Below are 21,741 nucleotides of genomic sequence, written 5' to 3'. Positions count from 1 at the left end.
CATGCGGCTGCTGCGGCACCTCACCGGCCGGCACCGGACCCCGTCCACCAACCGGCTGCTCGGCCTGCTGCTGGCCTTCAACGCCGGGGCGGTGAACGCGGGCGGCTTTCTGGTGGTGCACCGGTACACCTCGCACATGACGGGGTTCCTGTCGATGGTGGCCGACAACCTGGTGCTGGGCAACATGGCGCTGGTGCTGGGCGCGGTGGGCACGCTGTGGGCCTTCATGTCGGGCGCGGGCACCACGGCCATCCTGGTCAACTGGGCGCGCCACCACCGGCTGCGCAGCGGCTTCGCGCTGCCGCTGCTGCTGGAGGCCCTGCTGCTGCTGGTCTTCGGGCTGCTGGGCGCCATCACGCTGGAATGGCGCACGCCGTTTTCCGTGCCGCTCACCGTACTGCTGCTGGCCTTCCTGATGGGGCTGCAGAACGCGGTGGTCACCAAGATGTCTTCGGCGCAGATCCGCACCACGCACATGACCGGCGTGGCGACCGACCTGGGCATCGAGATCGGCAAGATGCTGTACTGGAACCGCAACGGCACGCCACCCGAGGCGCAGGTGCACGCCAACCAGGCGCGGCTGCGGCTGTTCGCCAGCCTGCTGGCCATGTTCACCGTGGGCGGCATCGTGGGCGCGGCCGGTTTCAAGCACGTGGGCTTCATCTGGGTCGTGCCGCTGGCCGCCATCCTGCTGGGCCTGTCGCTGCCGCCGCTGGCAGCCGATTTCGAACACCTGGCCCGGCTGTGGCGCGCCCGCCGCGCGCTGGCCCAGCGCGCGCCGCACGCCGAGCCCCCCGGCCCCTGACCACCCCACCGCCGAGACACGCCATGCAAACCACGCTCGCCCCCGAATTCCAGGGCACGCCCGAAGGGCAGGAGGCCGAAGCCATCCTGCGCAAGTGCGTGCATTGCGGCTTTTGCACCGCCACCTGCCCCACCTACCAGCTGCTGGGCGACGAGCTGGACGGCCCGCGCGGCCGCATCTACCTCATCAAGCAGGTGCTGGAGGGCGAGCAGCCCACGCGCAAGACGCAGCTGCACCTGGACCGCTGCCTGACCTGCCGCAACTGCGAGACCACCTGCCCGAGCGGCGTGCAGTACGGCCACCTGGTGGACATCGGCCGCAAGATCGTGGACGAGAAGGTGCCGCGCCCGCTGGGCGAGCGCGCCCTGCGCTGGGCGCTCAAGGAGGGCCTGCCGTCGCCCTGGTTCGGCCCGGCCATGAAGGCGGGGCAGGCCGTGCGCGGGCTGCTGCCCGAGGGCCTGCGCGCCAAGGTGCCGGCGCCGCGCGACGCCGGGGCGTGGCCCGGGCGCGAGCACGCGCGCAAGGTGCTCCTGCTGGCCGGCTGCGTGCAGCCCGCCATGGCGCCCAACATCAACGCCGCCACGGCGCGCGTGCTCGATGCGGCGGGCATCCAGACCGTCGTGGCGCCGCAGGCCGGCTGCTGCGGCGCGGTGCGGTTCCACCTGAACGACCAGGCGGGCGGCAAGGCGCAGATGCGCGCCAACATCGATGCGTGGTGGCCGTTCGTGGAACAGGGCGGTGTCGAGGCCATCGTCATGAATGCCTCGGGCTGCGGCGTCACCGTCAAGGACTACGGCCACCTGCTGCGGGACGACCCGGCCTATGCCGAGCGCGCCACGCGCATCAGCGCGCTGACGCAGGACCTGTCCGAGTGGCTGCCCGAGCTGCTGGCCGGGCTGGCCGGCACGCTGCGCGGCCGCGTGGTGCCGCCGGACACGCTGTTCGCCTACCACCCGCCGTGCACCCTGCAGCACGGCCAGAAGCTGCGCGGCGGCGTCGAGACGCACCTGAGCGCCCTGGGCTTTCGGGTGCGGGTGGCGCGCACCGAGGCGCACCTGTGCTGCGGCTCGGCCGGCACCTATTCGGTGCTGCAGCCGGAGCTGGCCTATCCGCTGCGCGACCGCAAGCTCGCGGCGCTGGGCGAGGCGTTCGGCGAGCCGCCGCCCGGGGCCATCCTGTCGGCCAACATCGGCTGCATCACCCACCTGCAAAGCGGCACGCCGCTGCCGGTGCGCCACTGGGTGGAAGTGCTCGACGAGGCGCTGTCGCCCGCCGCCCGCTGACCCTGCCGGCCCCGAGGCTGGCATGATGGTGGGTTTTGACCGCCGCGCTGACGCGCACCAACCGCGTTTTCCTCTGCCATGACCGACTCCGTGACCGCACAAGAACAACAGAACCACGTCCCCGCGCCGGCCTCCACCTCGGCGGCCGCGACCGACGCTTCCAGCGCACCGGCCGCGACCGGCGCCGCTGCCGCCACGGCATCGCCCGCGGCCGATGGCCCGCAGGCGGGCGAAGGGCCGCAGGAGGAGGCCGCGCCGCGCGCCGACCGCCCTGCCTCGCGCCGCGGCGGCCGCAACCGCCGCAAGCCCGGTGGTGCCCCGGTCGCCGAAGGCGCCGCGCCCGCAGCGCAGGCCGCGCCCCGCAACGGCAAGGGCGCCGGCCCGCAAGGCTCGCAAGGCCCGCGCCGCACGCATCCCGCGCTGGAACAACTGGCCGCGCTGTACCCGCACCTGTTCGGCGCGCAGTTCCTGCCCCTCAAGCGGGGCATCTTCCAGGACCTGCAGGCCGCCCACCCCGATCTGTTCGAGCGCGACGCGCTCAAGCTCGCCCTGGGCATCCACACCCGGTCCACACGCTACCTGCAGGTGGTGGCCGAAGGCCGCCAGCGCCACGATCTGCAGGGCCATGCCGTGGAGGCCATGGCCCCCGAGCATGTGCACCACGCGCTGCTGGAAGTGTTCCGCCGCCGCAAGCCCCGCGACGGCGAGGACATGACCGCCAAGCTGCGCCGCCGCATCGCGCAGGCCTACGAGGCTTCGGGCCTCACCCGCGAGGCGTACGACGCGCTGGTGCGGGGCCGCGACGAGGCCGCCAATGCCCTGCTCGACGAAGCATTCGCCGAAGTGGCCGAGCGCGACGCCAAGGCCGAGGCGCTGCTGCGTGCCTTCGAGGCCAGCGGCAGCACGGTGGCGCAGTTCGCCGACATGTACGGCATGGACCCGCGCACGGCCGAACGCTCGCTGCACCGCGCGCGCCAGCTGCGCGCCGCGCCGGTGGCGGCTCCTGCCGCACCGGCCGCCGACGCGCCGTCCGAACCCCCGGCCGAGCCCGCCGCCTGAGCCCGCGCGGCCGGGCCGGCGCAGCCTCCTGACACGACGCTGTCAGGAGGCCCCCCGCACCATGGCGTCCTTCGCAACAACGACCGAAAGGACCCATCCGCCATGACCTCTTCTGCCCCCGCTTCTTCCGTGTCCGCCATCAGCTGGTTCGAGATCCCCTGCGCCGACCTCGGCCGCGCCCAGGCCTTCTACGAACAGGTGCTGGGCCGGCCCATGCAACGCCAGACGATGGGCGGCGATCCGCTGGCCGTCTTCGCCTACGACCGGCCGGCCACCGGCGGCTGCCTCATCGAAGGCCCGAGCCGCCGCGTGGCGCCCGATGCCGGCGTGCGCATCTACCTCGACTGCGCCCCGGCCCTGGACGCCGCCGTCGAGCGCATCGCCCCGGCGGGCGGGCGCGTGATCGATGCCTGCATCGAGCTGCCGAACGGCATCGGCTTCATCGCGCACCTGTGCGACACCGAGGGCAACACCGTCGGCCTGCACGCCATGGCGCGCTGAAGGGGCGGGCCGCATGACCCCCACCCTGGAAACCTTCGGCGCCTTCACCGTCGCCGGCATCGCCACGCGCACCTGCAACCGCCAGGAGCGCGACCCTGCCCAGGCCCGCATCGGCCCGCTGTGGCAGCGGTTCGCCGCCGAGGGCGTGGCCCAGCGGGTACAGCAGCCCGGCCTGGCGCCGCCCCGCGTGATGGGCGTGTACAGCCGGTATGCGTCCGACCACGAGGGCGAATTCGACGTGCTCGCGGGCGTGGCCCTGGACGGCCCCGGCCCCGGCGCCGCGCCGGGTGTGGAGCGCGTGCAGGTGCCGGCTGGCCTCTACCTCGTGTTCCGCCGGCAGGGCGTGCTGCCGCAGGCCGTGATCGACACCTGGGGCGCGGTGTGGGCGCACTTCGGGCAGCACCCCGTGCCGCGCCGCCGCTTCGACGTCGATTTCGAGGCCTACGAATGCCCCGACCAGGTGGCCGTCTGCATCGGCGTGCAGGGCTGACGCGCCCTGTGCGGGGCAGGGCACAATCCTCGCCCACGCCCCGATCCCGCCCCGATTGCCTCACCCATGCGCCGTGCCGACCGCCTGTTCCAGATCGTCCAGCTCATCCGGGGCCGGCGCCTGTCCACGGCCGACTTCCTGGCGAAGCGGCTGGAGGTCTCGGCGCGCACCATCTACCGCGACGTGGCCGACCTGCAGCACCAGGGCGTGCCCATCGAGGGCGAGGCTGGCGTGGGCTACCGCCTGGGCGCGGGCTTCGACCTGCCGCCGCTCATGTTCAGCCAGGGCGAGGCCAATGCGCTGGTCGCCGCCGCCCGGCTGGCGCAGTCCTGGCTGGACACCGGCCTGGCCGGCGAGGTGGAAAGCGCCCTGGGCAAGATCCTTTCGGTGCTGCCGCCCGCGGCGCGCGCGGCCGCCGAGGCGCAGGCGCTCTATGCCCCGGCCGTGGCGGTGGACCCACGCACCCAGGCCCTGCTGCGCCCGCTGCGCGAGGCCGTGCAGTCCCGCCATGTGGTGCGGCTGCACTATGCCGACGAACAGGGGCGCCCCAGCGAGCGCCGGGTGCGGCCGCTGGGGTGCTTTTACTGGGGCAAGGTCTGGACGCTGTCCACCTGGTGCGAGCTGCGCGACGACTTTCGCGGTTTTCGCGTGGACCGGATCGTCTCGCTCGACGTGCTGGACGAGCGCTTCACCGTGGAGCCCGGCCGCTCGCTGGCCGACATGCTGCGCCAGGTGTGGGGCCGCCCCGGGGTCGGGCCCGGCGGCGGCTGAGGGCCGCCCGCCGGCAGGCCCTGCGGCGGCCCTTGGCCGCCCCGGCGGCTGTCAGCGCGGCAGTTCCAACTCGGGCGGGGTGCACAGGCGCCCGTTCCAGCAGGCCCCCAGGACCAGGGTCCGGGCGCCCGACGCGCTTTGCATCATGCCGCGCAGCAGGCCGTTGCGGTCCACCGTGAGCTGCTGGGCGCGGTAGGCCTCGCTCGTGGTGCCGCTGGGGGCCGTGCAGGTGCGCGTGCCTTCCGAGTCCAGGCCCTCGCCCGACAGGCGGTAGGTGCCGCGGTACTCGCAGGCCGTCAGCAGGTCCGCGGTCCGCGTGTCCATGCGAAAGATGCCGTCGCGCACCACCATGTCGATGCCGGTGGCGGTCGGGGTGGGTGACCAGAATGGGTACGCCTGGGCGGAAAAGGCCTTGTTGAAACGCACCAAGTGGTCTTCGTAACGGAAGCGCGAGATGCGGCGCGGCGTGTCGAAGGGCAGCGTGATGGTCGCGGTCGTGGGGCTGTCGAACACGATGGTCGCTGCGCCCATGGTCGTGGCCACTTCCGCTGGGCGGATGGCGCCGCCGATCACCGGGCCGTTGCGGAATTCGGTCAAGGGCACCGTGAACTGGGCGTTGGTGTCGCGGTTCGCGGTGCTGCCCTGCATGAACAGCGAAGAGCCGTCGGTGCGGTAGCCCAGGTAGGACAGCACCAGCGCGCGGCTGCCGTTCTGGGTGTCGATCTGCAGGCTGCGGCCCGGTCGGCCATTCAACTCGCCGTCGAAGGCCCAGATGCCGGGCTGCACCACGATGTCGGATGGCGAAGCGCCCCATGCGCAGGTGCCCGGGCTGCCGAGAATGACGGCGCCCGCATGGCAGGCGCCCATGAAGAAGGATTCGATCCCATCCTTGCGCAGCGTGCCGGTGGCCAGGCCATAAGCGTCGACGGCGAACTGCTCGATCCGGTACGGACTGCGCTGCTGGTTGCCGGAAGGGTCCACGCAACTGGCGGTGCCGTCGGATTCGATGCCCTGTCCGCGCTTTTGGTAGGTGCCCGAGTAGGAGCACAGGCGGCCGTCGGACGTGCTCAGCTGGCTCATCAGGAAATTGCCGTCGCGCAGTTCGACGCGGTAGGAGGCGATGGGCGTCTGTGACAGGCGGGTGGAATAGGTCTGCAGGGTGTACTGCCCGCTGCTGCCACCTTGCACCGCGGATCCATACGTGAAGCGCGAGATGCGGCGCGTCACGTCGCCCGGCAGCGTGACGGTGCCGGAGGTGGGCGAATCGAAGGCCAGCTCGATCTCGCCCGGGCTGCCCGCCACTTCGCCATTGCCCGCACCGCCGCCGATCACGGGCGGCCCGTTGCGGAACTCCTGCAGGGGGCCCCGGAAGGCCGAGCTGTCGCCGCCGCGCAGGCCGCTGGCCTGCAGGAACACGGACGACCCGTCGGCGCGGTAGCCCAGGTAGGACACGATGAGGGCGCGGCCCTGCTCGGTATCGATCTGCAGGCTGCGTCCGGGCTGGCCATTCAGCTCGCCGTCGAAGGCCCACAGGCCCGGCTCCGGCTCGGCATTGGGCGGGGTGGTGGTCTGCGCCCAGGCCGACGAGGCCAGGATCAGGCCCCCGGCGCAGAGCGCGAGTGTCTTGGTCATTGCGAAACGGGACATGCGGGAAGTTCCTCCTTGGATTGGAATCAGGGTGCCGTGGCCTGCAACAGGCCCGACGCGAAATGCCTGCAAGCCCCGTCGAGGCGGGCGGCAGTTCTGCGAAAAAAGCGGGGTCTGGCTGGCGGATGCCATCCGCGACCTTCCGGGAAAGGCGGTCCGTTGCCCCCATCACCCGGTTTTGGATTTGCTCCTGTTTTTGTAGCGATATGCCCTAGGAAATCATGCGCTGCAGGCCTTTTCCTCCAAAAAAATCCGTATCACCCACCTTCAGCGTGATCTTCACCGCCGCAGGACAAGGCCTGCGAAAAGTTCCTTCCGGCATATGCAATGAGTGGCGAAGACCCGTAATAGATACAAATTCAACGGGCTTGCCAATCCCCCAAGGGTGGGGGTGGCACTTCGACAGGACGCCCCGAGTGGGACGAAAGGCGCCGCAGTGCGGGGTTGCGCCCCTTTCGCAGATTCCACATTTTTCTACGTATTGAAACCTCTTTGACCGATGGTTTCGCCCGAGTGCCGCTCAGGCGGTTACTTTCGGCGCGTGCATGCCGCCATGCACCGGTGCGCAAAAAATCCAGGCCTCGCGGCGCAGCCCCCCGCTGCGCGGCCGGCGGCCACAACGCAAAACAGCGCCGTTTCCCATCCAGACGAGGAGACCACAACGCATGCAGAACGACGATCCGAAAGACCGCGCCGCTTTCGACTCGGCCATCCAGGCCCTGAAGGCGGAGATCGCCAACGCCGGGGCGCATCTCTCGCTGGATGCCTCGGCCCGGCTGGCCTACACCCGGCAGATCCAGGCCATGGCCAACGACCTGCAGTTCGAGGCGATGAGCGGCCGCATCACCTGGGCCCAGGCGGCCGAGCAGGCCCAGGTGGCGCGCAACACCATCATGGAGATCATCCGCGGGCGCAGCACGCCCATCGGGCGCGCCATGGCGCAGAGCCTGAAGGCCGAGGGCAAGACGCTCAACGAACTCATCGCCCGCAAGGCCCAGCAGATCCATGGTCCCACCGTGCAGTTCGACCGGCTCACCGCGGCGCAGCAGAACGCGGTGTATGGCGAGATCGTCCAGTCCGCCGGCCGTTCCAACCCCAAGGTCACGCAGACCATGCGCGGCCTGTCGCGCGCGGGCCGGGGGCTGATCGTGCTGTCCATTGCGCTGTCGGTCTACAACGTGGCGACGGCCAACGACAAGGCCGCCGCGGCGGGCAAGGAGCTTGCCGTGACCGGGGCGGGGATCGGCGGCGGCATCGCCGGGGGCGCGCTGGCGGGTCTGGCCTGCGGGCCCGGCGCGCCAGTGTGCGTGACCGTCGGGGCGTTCGTGGGCGGCGCGCTGGCGGCCTTCGGCGTGGATTTCCTGTGGTGAGCGGCGGGCCGGCGATGCGCATCCTCACCCCCGCTGACATTTCCCTGGCACCCTTGCCCGCCGAGGGCGGCGAGGCCCCGATGCAAAGCCGGGTCGTGCAGGGCGGCCTGCCCCTGCAGGCCCGCGTGGACGGGTTGGTGCTGGAGGCGGCCTTCGAGTGCCGGGGCTTTCACCTGCTGTTCACCACCGACGATGTGCCGCAGGAAGACCTGCTGCACATCACGCTGTTCGATGGCCAGTGGCAGCCGCTGGACGCGGCCACCATCGGCGGGGCCTACACCACGGGGAGTTTTTCGCTGATCGGGCTGGAGGGCGAGCACACCGTGCGGTTCCGCTTCATCGGCGACACCGACTGGAGCGTGGAGATTTTGCCCAGCCCGGGCTTTCGCATGCCGCTGGTCTCGGAGCCCCGGGGCGTCACGCGGGCGCTGGGGTTCTCCAGGCACTTCGTGGTGCGCGGCGATCCGCAGCCGCAGGGCCGCTAGGAAGGCATCGGCCCGCCGATCGCTCGGTCCATCAGCCGGCCAGCGCGGCGGCGATGTCCGGCGCCATGGACTGCGGCGTATCGCGCGGGCCGTAGCGGCGCAGCACCTGCCCGTCCCGGCCGATGAGGAACTTGGTGAAGTTCCACTTGATCGCCTGGGTGCCCAGCAGGCCCGGGGCCTCGGCCTTGAGCCAGCGGTACAGCGGGTCGGCGTCGGCGCCGTTCACGTCGATCTTGGCCATCATCGGAAAGCTCACACCGTAGTTGAGCTGGCAGAAGCTGGCGATCTCGTCGTTGCTGCCCGGGTCCTGGCGGCCGAACTGGTTGCAGGGAAACCCCAGCACGGCCAGCCCCTTGGGGCCGTATTGCTGGTGCAGGGCCTCCAGCCCGGCGAACTGCGGCGTGAAGCCGCAGGCGCTGGCCGTGTTGACGATGAGCAGCAGCTGCCCCGCGTACTGCCGCAGGGGCACGCTCTGGCCGTTCATCTGCCGGGCCTCGAAGTCGTAGACGCTGGTCATGGCGGGCATCCCTTGCAAGAAAGGTGGATGGATCGGATCGATCGGGCGCCGCCACGCCGGCAGGGCGTTCACCGGGTCTTGGCGGCAGCGGCATTCTCGCCGGAGAAGTACGGAATCATCATGCGGTTGCCGTCGGCGCCGGTGTCGCGGATGTATTCGAGCGAGAACTGCTCGCCCAGGCGCCGCAGCTCGCGGCGCAGCTCGAAGTCGGGCGTCTCCACCTTGATGCCGTTGCGCGCCAGCTCGGCGATGGAGGCGGTGGACGCGGCGCTGCTCGCGTTCCACCCCCGCACCTGGGCCTGGGCGGCGGCCTCCTCGACGATCTTGCGCGTGCCTTCGGGCAGGGACAGCCACTGGGCCTTGTTCACCAGCACCAGGTTCTTCGGGTACCAGGCATGCACGTTGTAGAAGTATCTGATGGGCAGATCCCACACCTTGTTCTCCACGCCCGTGACGGGCGAGGTGAAGAGCGTGTCGATCTGCCGGTCGAGCACGGCCTGGTTGATGCCCTTGGTGGGCACGTCCACCGGCGTGGCGCCCATCAGCTGGGCGATGCGCACGGTGCTGGGGCTGTAGCTGCGCATCTTGGCGCCGCGCAGGTCGCTCACGTGGCGGATGGACCGCGTGGTGAACAGACCCTGGGCCGGCCAGGGCACGGCGTACAGCGGCACCAGGCCCTGCCGGTCCAGCGCCTCCTGCAGCACGGGGCGCTGCGCCTTCCACAGCCGCAGCGCGTCGTCGTAGCTGTCCACGATGAAGGGAATGGCGTCGGCCCCGGCCAGCTTGGTGTCGGCCGCCAGCGAGCTGAGCAGCACCTCGCCCGCCGCGATCTTGCCGGTGCGCACCTGGCCGGCGATCTCGGACAGCCGGGCCACGCTGTTGTCGGGGCGCACGTCGATCACCAGCGCGCCTTTCGTGCGGTCGTTCACCTCCTGGGCGAACTGCTGCAGGTTGACGGTGTGGAACACGTCGGGCAGGTAGCCCGTGGCGAGGGTCCACTTTGCCTGCGCCGACGCGGCGCCGGGCAGCGCCAAAGAACCGAGCGCCATGAAGAGCGCGCACCATGAACGACGTTTCATACCGAATCTCCGAAAGCGCGCAGCGCCGGCCTGCGGATGCATGACAGCGGCGTACGCTTGTGACGTAACTTGCAATGACTATACCGGCGCCCCGCGGGCGCGCAAGCACCGGCCGGGAGAGCCTTGATTTCCATGGCGGCCAAGGGCGTTTGGGCCCCGGCCCTGCGGCGGGGCGGCCCCTGCGCGGCGGCCCGCCGGGCGCTCAGCGCCGCAGCGATGCGAGGAGGGCGGCGAACACGATCAGGCCCCCGCCCAGCAAGGTGCGCGGCTGCAGCTGCGCGGCCGACAGCAGCACCGACGACACGCTGGCGAACACCACCTCCGACAGCAGGATCACCGCCGTGGTGCCCGCCGCCAGCCGCGACGCCCCGTACTGCAGCGCCCCGTTGCCCAGCCACAGCGCCACCGCCAGCAGGGCGGCCGTGGCGACCCAGGTGGCGTTCACCGGGGGAAACGGCTCCACCACGCCGGCCTGCAGCCCGATGCAGGCCACCACCAGCGCCATCAGCATGCAGCCGCCGAACATGACGAACATGCGCGCCTGTCCCGGCACCGCATGCAGCCGCCGCAGCGTGACGTTGGTCAGCGCGAAGAGGAAGCCGCCCGCCAGCGCCAGCCCGTCGGCGAGCGACAGGTTCTGCAGCAGCCGGGACGGCGAGGTGCCCTCGGGCACCAGCACCAGCACCACGCCGGTGAAGGCCAGCGCCAGCCGCAGCAGCGCCATGGGCGTGGGCCGCTCGCCCAGCACCCGCCAGGCCAGCAGCAGGCCCCAGACCGGCATCAGATAGAACAGCAGGACCACGCGCACCACGTCGCCCACGGTCACCGCCCAGTTGAAGGCCACGTTGTTCAGCCCCGAGCTCAGGGCCAGCAGCCACAGCTGCGGGTGCTGGCGCACCTGTGCCCACAGGCCCGGGCGCAGCGCCAGCAGGCCGGCCAGGATGGCGCTGTACATCACGGCGGTCGCCCACAGCGGGTGCAGCCCCGCCCCGTGCATCACCCGGAACGGCCACCATGCCAGGCCCCAGACGAAGGCATTGAACAGCAGGGCGAAATAGGGCAGCGGCGATGGCATGGAGCGTCGTGGTGCGGCAGGGGTGCCTCCGCTTCGCAGTCGGATGGGCACGGAAAAAGAGGGGCCGCAGCATCGGCATGATTTTCTGCCCCCGGACGAAGGCAGTTCCATGTCAGGCTGTGGTTAAGTTGTACTTTCCACTGCGCAGGCCGGCAGACGGCCGCACGTGGCGCCCGGGGCCCGCCGCGGCAGTCAGTGGTGGTGGTCGTGCCGCGCCAGGTGCAGCAGGTGGTCCACTTCTTCGCGGTAGCGCACGCAGTTGTGCTGGTGCCAGCGGCGGATCAGCCACATCACCCCGGCCACCACGAGGCCGAACGCGGTGATGGCGCCGAACACCGACAGCCCCATCTTGAGCGACAGGCTGTAGAACGCGCCCAGCGCCAGGATGCAGGCCTGCTCGTTGAAATTCTGCACCGCGATGGAGCGGCCCGCGCCCATGAGGTTGTGGCCCCGGTGCTGCAGCAGCGCGTTCATCGGCACCACCAGGTAGCCGCCCAGGCCACCCAGCAGGATGAGGAAGGGAATGGCGACCCAGATGCTCTTGATGAACACCATCAGCACCAGCAGCAGGCCCATGGCGATGCCCAGCGGGATCACCTTGGTGGCCATGTCCAGCCGCATGCGCATGGAGGCGACCACCGCGCCCACGGCCGTGCCGATGGCCACCACCCCGGTGAGGGCCGAGGCCTGGGTGGTGTTGTAGGAGAGCGCGGCCGCGGCCCAGGCCAGCACGATGAACTTGAGGTTGCCGCCCGCGCCCCAGAAGAGGGTGGTGGTGGACAGCGAGATCTGGCCCAGCTTGTCGCGCCACAGGCGGTTGTTGCAGGCCCAGAAGTCCGGCAGCATCGCCAGCGGGTTGGAGGGCAGCGGGCGCATCTCCACGCCGGTGTGGGGAATGCGGGTGTTGAACCACGCGGCCACCAGGTACAGGGTGATCAGCGCGGCGATGGCGGCCTCGGCCGCGGTGTCCACGCCGGTGTCCACGAAGGGCAGGTCCACCGACAGCAGCAGGCCGGCGATGGCGGGCCCCACGAGCTGGCCGCCCAGCAGCACGCCCAGGATGATGGAGGCGATGGTCAGCCCCTCGATCCACCCGTTGGCCTTGACCAGCTGCGAGGCCGGCAGCAGTTCGGTGAGGATGCCGTACTTGGCGGGCGAGTAGGCCGCGGCGCCCAGGCCGACCACGGCGTAGGCGATCAGCGGGTGCGAGCCGAACAGCATCATGAGGCAGCCCACGACCTTGATCGCGTTGCTGAAGAACATGACCTTGCCCTTGGGCATCGCATCGGCGAAGGCGCCCACGAACGGCGCGAGCACCACGTAGAACAGCGCGAACATCGGCACGAGCGCCGCACGCTGCCATTCCGGCGACCCGTTGGTGCGCAGCAATTCCACGGCGGCCACGAAAAGTGCGTTGTCGGCCAGCGAGCTGAAAAACTGCGCCGACATGATGGTGTAGAAACCGCGCTTCATCGAATGGCTGTTGGGTGCATCAGTTCGCCTGATGCCCTGTTAAATATCGGAACCCGCTGCAAGTGACTGGCGGTTATATCACGCGGTTTCTAGAGGGCGATGCCAGAATTCCTTCCTTTTCGCTCCGCAGATCCACCCCATGCCGCGTCCCATCCAAGCCACCATCCACACTGCTGCGCTGCAACACAATCTCGAGCGCGCCCGCGCCAGTGCGCCGGACGCCCTGGCCTGGGCGGTGGTGAAGGCCAATGCCTACGGCCACGGCATCGAGCGCGTGTTCGAGGGGCTGCGCGCGGCCGACGGCTTCGCGCTGCTGGACCTGTCCGAGGCCGAGCGCCTGCGCGCCCTGGGCTGGCGCGGCCCCATCCTGCTGCTGGAGGGCGTGTTCGAGCCGCGCGACCTGGAGCTGTGCTCGCGCCTGGGGCTGTGGCACGCGGTGCATTGCGACGAGCAGATCGACTGGCTGGCCGCCCACAAGACGCAGGCGCCGCACCGCGTCTTCCTCAAGATGAACACCGGCATGAACCGCCTGGGCTTCACGCCCGAGCGCTACCGCTCGGCCTGGGCGCGGCTCAATGCGCTCACGCAGGTGGACGAGATCTCGTACATGACCCACTTCAGCGACGCCGATGGCCCCCGCGGCATCGCGCACCAGATGCAGGCCTTCCAGTCCGCCACGCAGGACCTGCCCGGCGAGAAGAGCGTGTGCAACAGCGCGGCCACCCTGCGCCATGCGGTCGATGCGCGCGTGCGCGGCGACTGGATCCGCGCCGGCATCGTGCTCTACGGCGGGGCGCCGGACTACCCCGAGCACGACGCCGCCCACTGGAACCTGCAGCCGTCGATGACGTTGTCGGCCCGCGTGATCGCGGTGCAGCACGTGCAGGCCGGCGACACGGTGGGCTACGGCTCCGCCTTCACGGCCGACGCCCCGCTCACCATCGGCGTGCTGGCCTGCGGCTATGCCGACGGCTACCCGCGCCACGCCGGCACCGGCACGCCCGTGCTGGTGAACGGGGTGCGCACGCGCGTGGTGGGCCGGGTGAGCATGGACATGATCACGGTGGACCTCTCCCCCGTGATCGCGGCGGGCGTGGAGGCGGGCTTCGGCGCCGAGGCCACGATGTGGGGGCGCGCCGCCAGCGGTGCCGTGCTGTCGATCGACGAGGTGGCGCATGCCGCCGGCACGGTGAGCTGGGAGCTGATGTGCGCCCTGGCCCCGCGCGTGCCGGTGGCGGTGGCCTGATGCGCCCGGGGCAGCGCGCGCCGGCCGCCCGATCCGGCAAGGGCTCGACCTGGCGGCGGGTGCAGGCGCCCGACCGCGAACTGGTGCACACCCTGCGCCAGCGGCATCGGCTGCACGTGCACGGCTGGTGCATCGGCGCCTTCATGATGGCGTTGATGTGGGCCACCTCGCACACCCAGAAGGTGATGGGCGTGGACTCGCTCGCGCTGCGCTACGGCATCACGCTGGGCGTGGGCTACGTCGCCTACCTGCTGGTGCTGCGGGCCTGGGCGGCCTGGCTGGTGCGGCCGCCCCGCCAGCGGGACGACAGTGGGTGGACCGACGGCATCGACCTGCCGTCCGACATCGACCTGCCGACCGGCGGCGCGCGGGTGCCCGTGCCGCGCAGCGGAGGCGGCGGAGACTTCGGTGGCGGCGGGGCGAGCGGCGATTTCGGCGAGGGCGTGGGGAGCGGCCTGGGCGATGTGGCCGGCGGGGCGCTGGAGGCCGCCAGCGGTGCGGACGAGGGCGCGGTGGTGATCGTGCCCGTGGTGGCCATCTTCCTCATCGGCGCGGCCATCGTGCTGGGCGCGGGGGCGCTCGCGCTGCTGTACTTCGGCTTCGACGTGCTGCTGGCCGTGGCGGTGGAACTGGCGTTCTCGTATGCCACCGCGCGCGCCGCGATGGGCGTGGAGCGGGCCGGCTGGCTCTCGGCCGCGGTGCGGCTGACCTGGAAGCCGCTGCTCGGCGCACTGCTGTGCGCGGTGGTGCTGGGCGCGGCCATCGACCGCTTCGTGCCGCAGGCCAACTCCCTGCCCGAAGCCGTGCGCCTGCTGCGCGCGCGCTGAAGCCCGCGGGGGCCGGGTTCTACTTCGGCGCGTGCAGCAGCCGCAGGAACGCCTGGGCCGGCGGGCTCAGCGGCCGGTCGGCCCGCACCAGGCTGCCGTAGGCCTCCAGCGTGTGCTGGAAGCGGTAGGGCAGCACGTGCAGCAGGCCGTGCTCTGCATCGCGCTGCGCCACGGCCTCCGGGATCACCCCGATCAGTTCGGAGCGCCGCACCAGGTTGATGGTGGTGAGGATGGAGCCGGTCTCGATCAGCCCCTGCGGCAGCGCCGCGCCGTGGTCCTTGAACTCCTGCGCGATCAGGTCGCGCATGGGGCTGCCGGCCGGCTGCAGCACCCACGGAAAATCGAGCAGCGCCGCGAAGCCCACGCGCGCCTTGCCCGCCAGGGGATGGCCGTTGCGCACCACCACCGCCAGGCCTTCGCCGTCAATGGGCTGGAAGGTGCAGTCCCGGCCCGAATCGCCGGAACGCCGGCCCACGACCACTTCGAGCACGCCCTCGCGCAGTTGCGCCAGCAGCCGGTCGCTCGTGTCCACGGCGATCTCCAGCGCCAGCAGCGGGAACACCGCCTTCAGCCCGAGCAGCGCGTCGGTCAGCCGGCCCGGCGAGGCCGCCATGATGCTGCCGACCGACAGCTTGCCCGCGCTGCCCAGCCGCATCTCGCTGAGTTCGCGGTTCAGCGCTTCCATGCTGCCGCGGATGCTGCGAAAGTAGCCGGTCACCCGCTCGCCCGCAGCGTTCAGCCGCAGGCCCCGGCCCACCCGGTCGAACAGCGGCTGGCCGAGGGCGGCCTCCAGTTCGTGGAGCATCTTGGTCGCGGCCGGCTGGCTCAGGCCCAGCGCGCCCGCGGCCGCGCGCAGCGTGCGGTGCTCGGCAATGGCCAGCATCAGCGCGACCTGCCGCATGCGCAGCCGGTTGAGCAGCTGCGGGGTGCTTTCCTGCGGATCGATGGAGCCCATGGGGGATGGCCTGTGTGAGGGGTGGAAGGCAACGCGACGGGCCCCTGAATTTACCCGGCCGCGGGGCCTGCATAACGTTAGAACCACAAAGTCGTTCGCCACGCGGAGGGCCGCGGGCATAGTGGCCGCACTCTTCGTTGCTTCAGGGCCTTTGCACCATGCGCTTTTCGCTTTCCTTCGCGGCCACCCTGGCCGCTGCCGCCTTCACCGTGGCCACGCCGCTGGCCGCGCAGGCCGCCACCTTCCGCTTCGCACGCTCGGCCGACGTGTCCTCCTGGGACATCCACGCGCAGAACGTGGGCGTGAACAACGCGCTGCATTCGGCCGTGTACGAAACGCTGGTCGAATACAACAGCAAGACCTTCAAGCCCGAGCCGCAGCTGGCCACCGCCTGGAAGCGGGTCAGCCCCACGCAGCTGCGCATCACGCTGCGCCAGGGCGTGAAGTTCAGCGACGGCTCCGCCCTCACGGCCGACGACGTGAAGTTCTCGCTGGAGCGCGCCAAGGCCAAGACCTCCAACTACGCGGTGTACACGCAGGGCATCGATCGGGTGGAGGTGGTGGATGCGAACACCGTGGACATCTTCTCCGAGGTGCCCAACCCGGTGCTGGTCAACCAGCTGACCGAGCTGCGCATCATGAGCAAGCCCTGGGCCGAGAAGAACAACGCCACGGCGCCGAAGGACATCAAGACCAGCGACGAGCCCTACACCCACCGCAACACGCTGGGCACGGGGCCGTTCGTGCTCAAGTCCTGGGCGCCCGACCAGCGCCTGGTGCTGGCGGCCAATCCCCACTGGTGGGGCAAGGGCCAATTCGGCGGCAACGTGACCGACGTGGTCTACACGCCCATCAAGTCCGATGCCACGCGCACGGCGGCGCTGCTGTCGGGCGAGGTGGACTTCGTGCTCGACCCCAGCCTGCAGGACGTGCCCCGCATCCGCCAGCAGCCGCAGCTGAAGGTGCTGGACGGCGCCGAGAACCGCACCATCTTCCTGGGCCTGGACCAGTTCCGCGACGAGCTGCAGAACTCCAGCGTGAAGGGCAAGAACCCGCTCAAGGACGTGCGCGTGCGCAAGGCGCTCTACCAGGCCATCGACATCAACGCCATCCAGCGCGTGGTGCTGCGCGGCCTGGCCCAGCCCACCGGCGCGATCATCGCGCGGCAGGTGAACGGCTGGACCCCGAAGGCCGACGTGCGCTGGCCCTACGACCCGGCCGCCGCGCAGAAGCTGCTGGCCGAGGCCGGCTACCCGCAGGGCTTCGACGTGGACTTCGCCTGCAGCGCGGGCCGCTACATCAACGACGAGCAGCTGTGCCAGGCCATCACCGCCCAGTGGGCCAAGGTGGGCGTGAAAGCCAGGCTGCGCTCGCTGCCGTTCGCCACGTACTTCCCGATGATCCAGCGCAACGAGGCCAGCATCTACCTGCTGGGCTGGGGCGTGCCGACGTTCGACGCGTTCTATTCGCTGCAGTCGCTGATCCGCTCGCCCGGTGCCGGCGGCGACGGCAACTTCAACCTGGGCCGCTTCAGCGACCCGCAGCAGGACGCGCTGATCGAGCGCATCAAGAAGGAAACCGACGCCGCCACGCGCAACAGCCTGATCGAGCAGGCGCTGGTGCAGGACCACCAGCTCATCTCGCACATCCCGCTGTACAACCAGGTGATCCCCTGGGCGGCCTCGCAGAAGGTGGAGATCATCCACCGCGCGGACAACCGCATCGACTGGCGCCTGCTGAAGGTCAACTGAGCCGCCAGGCCAGATCGTTGCCGGTCATCGCGCCCGGCCTTCACGAACCGCCCCGCGGGCCGCCCGGCCCCGGGGCTTTTTCTCGAGGGGCGCCGCCTCGCGCGGCACCCGCCCCCCCGCAGGACATCAATCCAACGACCGCTGCACCGCCGGCCGCGCCGCCACGCGCTGCGCGTGCGCATGCACCTTGGGGAACCGGGCGATGTCCACGCCATCGCTTTGCAGCCATCCACCGATGGTGAACAGGTAGCCGTCGCTCACCGAATAGGCGTCGCCCAGCACCCACGGCCCCTGCAGCTGCTGCTCGATCAGCGCGAAGCATTCGGTCATGTTGGCGCCGACCTTGCGCTGCATCGCGGCGATGGCCTCGGGCTCGTCGGCCCAGCGGCTGGCGCGGGGCCGGTGGGCATGGGCCACGTGCACGGTGGAGGCGAGGTAGCTGTTGAACTCCTGCATCCGCGCGAACCCGTGGGGATCGGTGGGCGCCAGCCGCGCGTCAGGGAACCGCTGGGCCACATAGGCCAGCAGCGCGGGCGTCTCGGTCAGCACGCCCTGCTCGGTGACCAGGGCCGGCACGCGGCCCTTGGGGTTGATGGCCAGGTACTCGGGCGTGCGCTGCTGCTGCGCCTTGAAGTCCATGCGCTCCAGCGCGTGATCGGCGCCGGCTTCGTTCAGCGCGATGCGAACGGCCTGCGCGCAGGTGCCGGGGGCGTAGTAGAGGGTCAGCGAGGCCATGGGGGCTCCAGTGGGTTGGCGATGGGAAAAGGAACGGCCGCCGCCTGCGGCCTCGTGGTTCAAGTCAAAAACCACGGGAAGGCAATGGGTACTAGGGCGTCTTGCTATGGTTTTTGATGGACTTGCCTTTGCACGTCAGTGCAGGCCACGCACCCTCGCCATCAGCCGCACCAGGCCCAGCAGGGCGTCGGTGTGCGGCGTGGGCACGGCGGTGAGGCGGCCCAGCTCGTGCACCGCGCCCACCAGGGCGTCGATCTCCAGCGGCTTGCCGGCCTCCACGTCCTGCAGCATCGAGGTCTTGAACGCCCCCAGCTTGCGGGTGACGGCGTGGCGGTCTTCGGGCTGCTGATCGATCGGCAGGCCCAGCCGTTCGCCGATGGCCTTGGCCTCGCGCATCACGTCGGAGATGAAGGTGCGCACCAGGTCGTCGTCGAGGATGCGGTCGGTGGTGGCACCGGTGAGCGCGCTGATGGGGTTGACCGTCAGGTTGCCCCAGAGCTTGAACCACACGTCCTGCTGGATGCGGGAGGACACTTCGGCCTCGATGCCGCCGCGCCGCAGCGTGTCGGCCAGTGCCTGCAGCCGCGGCGTGGGCGCGCCGGCGGGCTCGCCCAGGATGAGCCGGTTGCCGAAGTGGTGGCGCACCACCCCGGGCGCATCGAGCGAGCAACTGGTGTGGACCACGCCGCCGATCACCTGGCCGGCCGGCACGGCACGCGCCATGGCGCCCGAGGGGTCGACCGACTGCAGCGCCTGGCCTTGTGCGGGGCCGCCGCAGCCGTCGAGGAACCACCACGGCACGCCGTTCATGGCCGTGAGCACCAGCGTGTGGGGGCCGATCAGCGGCGCGATGCGGGCGGACACGTCGGGCAGGGCCGGGGCCTTGACGGCCAGCACCACCAGGTCCTGCACGCCCAGGGCGGCCGGATCGTCGTGCGCGCGCACCGGCGTGGCGTGCACGGAACCATCGGGTTGAACGAGGCGCAGGCCCTGCGCATCGAGGGCCTGCCGCGTGGCGCCGCGCGCCACCATGGACACATCGCCGCCTGCTCGCGCCAGCGCCACGGCGAGCCAGCCGCCGATGGCGCCCGCGCCATAGATACATGCCTTCATCGAAACATCCGCCTCTGCAGGGACCGGCCGAACGGCCGCGAAGCGGTGGATGTTAAGCGCTCCCCGCGGCGTGCGCCGGGGGAGGCGGCAGGGGCGCGGTCAGCGCGCGATCACTTGGCGTCGCTGGCCGGCTCGGAGGCCGCGGTGGCCGGCGCCGGCGTGCTGCCGCCGAACACGGCGCCGCCGGCCGGGGCGGAGGAAGACGGGGTGGAGGACATGCCAGCGTCCGACGCAGGCGTGGCAGGGGCGGGGGTGGCGGGGGTCGTCGGCGCCGGGGTAGTGACGGGTGCGGTGTTGGTGGGCGTGTCGGCCGGCTTGTTGCGGTCGCAGGCGGTGAGCGCCAGGGCGGACACGACGATCAGCGGGGCGGCGGCGAGCCAGCGGCGGGAAGGGGTGGCCGAAGCGTTCATGGTGGTTGGGGTCATGGGTTGTATCTCCTTGAATGGCGTGCGACGGACTGCCGCTGGAATGGGCATGCTAGGCAGGCTCCAGGAAGCGCGGGGTAGGATAGGGTTGACATCGCAATTGCTTACTTTCAGGCCGCGCACCCCCGCTGGCGCCCGGCTTGGGGCCGCTGCGGGCCGGCCGCCGCCGGGCATGCCGCCCGCTGCGATCCCCCCTGCTGCCCCGTTTCCCGATCCCTGCCATGGCCAAAGAAAAAACCCTCTTCACCTGCTCCGAGTGCGGCGGCACCAGCCCGCGCTGGCTGGGCAAATGCCCGGCCTGCGGTGCCTGGAACACCCTGGTCGAAACCGTGGCCGAGGCCGGCCCGGGCAAGAACCGCCTCAGCGCGCCGCAGTTCTCGGGCCTGGCCCAGGCCCAGGCGGTGATGCCGCTGGCCGCCATCGAGGCGACCGACATCGCCCGCACCCCGAGCGGCATTGACGAGTTGGACCGGGTGCTGGGCGGGGGCATCGTGGAGGGCGGCGTGGTGCTGATCGGCGGCGACCCGGGCATCGGCAAGTCCACGCTGCTGCTGCAGGCGCTGGATGCGCTGCAGCGCGTGGGCCTGCCCACGCTGTACGTGACGGGCGAGGAAAGCGGCGCGCAGGTGGCGCTGCGCTCGCGCCGCCTGGGCCTGGACCACAGCCAGGTGAACGTGCTGGCCGAGATCCAGCTGGAAAAAATCCTCGCCACCATCGATGCCACCCAGCCGGCCGTGGCGGTGATCGACTCGATCCAGACGGTGTACTCCGACCAGCTCACGAGCGCGCCCGGGTCGGTGGCCCAGGTGCGCGAGTGCGCGGCGCACCTCACGCGGGCGGCCAAGGCCTCGGGCGTGACCATCATCCTCGTGGGCCACGTCACCAAGGAGGGGGCGCTCGCCGGCCCGCGCGTGCTGGAGCACATGGTCGATACGGTGCTGTACTTCGAAGGCGACACGCACAGCCAGTTCCGCCTGGTGCGCGCCATCAAGAACCGCTTCGGCGCGGTCAACGAGATCGGCGTGTTCGCCATGACGGAAAAGGGCCTCAAGGGCGTGACCAACCCGAGCGCCATCTTCCTGAGCCAGCACAGCGAGCCCGTGCCCGGCAGCTGCGTGCTGGTCACGCTGGAGGGCACGCGGCCCATGCTGGTGGAGATCCAGGCCCTGGTGGACGAGGGCGGCCCCAGCCCGCGCCGGCTGTCGGTGGGGCTGGACCGCGACCGCCTGGCCATGCTGCTGGCGGTGCTGCACCGGCATGCCGGCGTGGCCTGCATGGACCAGGACGTGTTCGTGAACGCCGTGGGCGGCGTGCGCATCAGCGAGCCCGCGGCCGACCTGGCGGTGATGCTGTCCATCACCTCCAGCCTGCGCGGCAAAGCACTCCCCCGCGGGTTCATCGCCTTCGGCGAAGTGGGGCTGGCCGGCGAGGTGCGCCCGGCCCCGCGCGGGCAGGAGCGGCTCAAGGAGGCGGCCAAGCTGGGCTTCAGCGTGGCCGTGGTGCCCAAGGCCAATGCGCCCAAGAAGCCCATCGAGGGCATCACCATCCATGCGGTGGAGCGCGTGGAGGAGGCGATGGAGGTGGTGCGCGGCATGGGCTGACGGCCGCCCGCCGGGCGGCGATGCCGCGCCTACGCACCATCCACACCCGGCCCCGGCGGCCGCCATAGGACAATCTCGCCCCATGAATCTGCGCAACCTCTTCATTCCCGTCGGCATCGCGGTGCTGGTCTTCGCGGCCCACCGCTCCTATGGCTGGCAGGGCGTCATGGCGGTCGGGGGCGGGCTCGTGATGTGGGTGCTGCTGCATTTCACCCGGCTCATGAACGTCATGCGCAAGGCGGCCGACCGGCCCATCGGCCATGTGGGCAGCGCCGTCATGCTCAATGCCAAGCTGCGCAAGGGGGTCAATCTCATGCACGTGGTGGCCATGACGCGTTCGCTGGGCGAGCCGCTGTCGGCCGACGGCGAGGAGCCCGAGCGCTACCGCTGGACCGACGGCACGCAGTCGCACGTGACGTGCGAATTCCGGGCCGGCAAGCTGGTGGAATGGGCGCTCGTGCGGCCCGTGCCGCAGGAGGATGCGCCCCAGGCGCCGGCGGATGTGGCGGCCCCTGCCCGCGCAGACTCGTAAA

The 21,741-nt window shown here is 70.9% G+C and carries 22 protein-coding genes; 13 read left to right on the top strand and 9 right to left on the bottom strand.

Features of this window, described 5'->3' with window-relative positions:
• Position 1 precedes the first annotated feature (1 nt).
• From AVME950_RS14255 to AVME950_RS14230, 6 genes are all read left to right on the top strand, one after another.
• Positions 2–805: a YoaK family protein gene (locus tag AVME950_RS14255; RefSeq protein ID WP_284430315.1), complete on the top strand. Its 804-nt coding sequence runs from the start codon at positions 2–4 to the stop codon at positions 803–805.
• A 23-nt stretch (positions 806–828) separates the two neighbouring features.
• Positions 829–2,088, top strand: a complete 1,260-nt coding sequence (gene glcF / locus AVME950_RS14250) for a glycolate oxidase subunit GlcF (protein WP_284427008.1) — start codon at positions 829–831, stop codon at positions 2,086–2,088.
• Between the two features lie 78 nt (positions 2,089–2,166).
• On the top strand, positions 2,167–3,147 hold the full coding sequence (locus AVME950_RS14245) for a ProQ/FINO family protein (protein WP_284430314.1): 981 nt from the start codon (positions 2,167–2,169) through the stop codon (positions 3,145–3,147).
• A 102-nt stretch (positions 3,148–3,249) separates the two neighbouring features.
• Positions 3,250–3,648, top strand: a complete 399-nt coding sequence (locus tag AVME950_RS14240; protein ID WP_284430313.1) for a VOC family protein — start codon at positions 3,250–3,252, stop codon at positions 3,646–3,648.
• Between the two features lie 13 nt (positions 3,649–3,661).
• Positions 3,662–4,138, top strand: coding sequence for a GyrI-like domain-containing protein (locus tag AVME950_RS14235; protein ID WP_284430312.1), 477 nt, complete (start codon positions 3,662–3,664; stop codon positions 4,136–4,138).
• A gap of 66 nt (positions 4,139–4,204) precedes the next feature.
• Positions 4,205–4,909, top strand: coding sequence for a helix-turn-helix transcriptional regulator (locus AVME950_RS14230; RefSeq protein WP_284430311.1), 705 nt, complete (start codon positions 4,205–4,207; stop codon positions 4,907–4,909).
• Between the two features lie 51 nt (positions 4,910–4,960).
• On the opposite strand, the gene AVME950_RS14225 is transcribed toward AVME950_RS14230, so the two are convergent.
• Complete coding sequence (locus AVME950_RS14225; protein WP_284430310.1) at positions 4,961–6,556, bottom strand: hypothetical protein; 1,596 nt, start codon at positions 6,554–6,556, stop codon at positions 4,961–4,963.
• 665 nt (positions 6,557–7,221) lie between these two features.
• Between AVME950_RS14225 and AVME950_RS14220 the strand changes: the two genes are divergently transcribed.
• The gene (locus AVME950_RS14220) at positions 7,222–7,926 is read left to right on the top strand and encodes a hypothetical protein (protein ID WP_284430309.1); all 705 of its coding nucleotides are present in this window, start codon (positions 7,222–7,224) and stop codon (positions 7,924–7,926) included.
• A gap of 14 nt (positions 7,927–7,940) precedes the next feature.
• Positions 7,941–8,411, top strand: coding sequence for a hypothetical protein (locus AVME950_RS14215; protein ID WP_284430308.1), 471 nt, complete (start codon positions 7,941–7,943; stop codon positions 8,409–8,411).
• Positions 8,412–8,442: 31 nt separating this feature from the next.
• Here AVME950_RS14215 and AVME950_RS14210 read toward each other — a convergent pair whose 3' ends face one another.
• The 4 genes from AVME950_RS14210 to lplT form a co-directional block, all read right to left on the bottom strand.
• The gene (locus AVME950_RS14210) at positions 8,443–8,928 is read right to left on the bottom strand and encodes a glutathione peroxidase (protein ID WP_284430307.1); all 486 of its coding nucleotides are present in this window, start codon (positions 8,926–8,928) and stop codon (positions 8,443–8,445) included.
• A gap of 68 nt (positions 8,929–8,996) precedes the next feature.
• Positions 8,997–10,007, bottom strand: a complete 1,011-nt coding sequence (locus AVME950_RS14205; protein WP_284430306.1) for a TRAP transporter substrate-binding protein — start codon at positions 10,005–10,007, stop codon at positions 8,997–8,999.
• Between the two features lie 202 nt (positions 10,008–10,209).
• Entirely contained in the window at positions 10,210–11,082 is an 873-nt protein-coding gene (locus AVME950_RS14200; protein WP_284430305.1) for a DMT family transporter, read from the bottom strand.
• Between the two features lie 192 nt (positions 11,083–11,274).
• Positions 11,275–12,555: a lysophospholipid transporter LplT gene (gene lplT / locus AVME950_RS14195; protein WP_272565936.1), complete on the bottom strand. Its 1,281-nt coding sequence runs from the start codon at positions 12,553–12,555 to the stop codon at positions 11,275–11,277.
• A gap of 139 nt (positions 12,556–12,694) precedes the next feature.
• Between lplT and alr the strand changes: the two genes are divergently transcribed.
• Together alr and AVME950_RS14185 are read left to right on the top strand one after the other, a co-directional pair.
• The gene (gene alr, locus AVME950_RS14190) at positions 12,695–13,801 is read left to right on the top strand and encodes an alanine racemase (RefSeq protein ID WP_284430304.1); all 1,107 of its coding nucleotides are present in this window, start codon (positions 12,695–12,697) and stop codon (positions 13,799–13,801) included.
• Entirely contained in the window at positions 13,801–14,628 is an 828-nt protein-coding gene (locus AVME950_RS14185) for a hypothetical protein (RefSeq protein WP_284430703.1), read from the top strand. The genes alr and AVME950_RS14185 overlap by 1 nt, the downstream gene beginning before the upstream one ends.
• A gap of 19 nt (positions 14,629–14,647) precedes the next feature.
• Here the strand turns inward: AVME950_RS14185 and AVME950_RS14180 are convergent, their stop codons facing one another.
• Positions 14,648–15,583 (bottom strand): LysR family transcriptional regulator, encoded by a 936-nt coding sequence (locus tag AVME950_RS14180; RefSeq protein WP_284410533.1) that lies wholly within the window; start codon positions 15,581–15,583, stop codon positions 14,648–14,650.
• Between the two features lie 158 nt (positions 15,584–15,741).
• Here AVME950_RS14180 and AVME950_RS14175 point away from each other — a divergent pair, with 158 nt between their 5' ends.
• Positions 15,742–17,334, top strand: coding sequence for an ABC transporter substrate-binding protein (locus tag AVME950_RS14175; protein WP_284430303.1), 1,593 nt, complete (start codon positions 15,742–15,744; stop codon positions 17,332–17,334).
• A gap of 126 nt (positions 17,335–17,460) precedes the next feature.
• Here the strand turns inward: AVME950_RS14175 and AVME950_RS14170 are convergent, their stop codons facing one another.
• The 3 genes from AVME950_RS14170 to AVME950_RS14160 all read right to left on the bottom strand — a co-directional run bounded on the left by AVME950_RS14170 (position 17,461) and on the right by AVME950_RS14160 (position 19,607).
• Positions 17,461–18,069 (bottom strand): glutathione S-transferase family protein, encoded by a 609-nt coding sequence (locus AVME950_RS14170; protein WP_284430302.1) that lies wholly within the window; start codon positions 18,067–18,069, stop codon positions 17,461–17,463.
• 135 nt (positions 18,070–18,204) lie between these two features.
• Complete coding sequence (locus tag AVME950_RS14165; RefSeq protein ID WP_284410538.1) at positions 18,205–19,182, bottom strand: 2-dehydropantoate 2-reductase; 978 nt, start codon at positions 19,180–19,182, stop codon at positions 18,205–18,207.
• A gap of 110 nt (positions 19,183–19,292) precedes the next feature.
• On the bottom strand, positions 19,293–19,607 hold the full coding sequence (locus AVME950_RS14160; RefSeq protein ID WP_284430301.1) for a hypothetical protein: 315 nt from the start codon (positions 19,605–19,607) through the stop codon (positions 19,293–19,295).
• A 221-nt stretch (positions 19,608–19,828) separates the two neighbouring features.
• On the opposite strand from AVME950_RS14160, the gene radA reads away from it, so the two are divergent.
• Together radA and AVME950_RS14150 are read left to right on the top strand one after the other, a co-directional pair.
• The gene (gene radA / locus AVME950_RS14155) at positions 19,829–21,208 is read left to right on the top strand and encodes a DNA repair protein RadA (protein WP_284394641.1); all 1,380 of its coding nucleotides are present in this window, start codon (positions 19,829–19,831) and stop codon (positions 21,206–21,208) included.
• An 82-nt stretch (positions 21,209–21,290) separates the two neighbouring features.
• Entirely contained in the window at positions 21,291–21,740 is a 450-nt protein-coding gene (locus AVME950_RS14150) for a glycerate kinase (protein WP_284430300.1), read from the top strand.
• The last annotated feature ends 1 nt before the right edge of the window (position 21,741 follow it).

It is taken from the genome of Acidovorax sp. SUPP950, assembly GCF_030158935.1.
Taxonomy (GTDB): Bacteria; Pseudomonadota; Gammaproteobacteria; order Burkholderiales; family Burkholderiaceae_C; genus Paracidovorax.
Note: the sequence above shows the minus strand (reverse complement) of the source record. Positions and strands in the feature narration are given on the sequence as shown.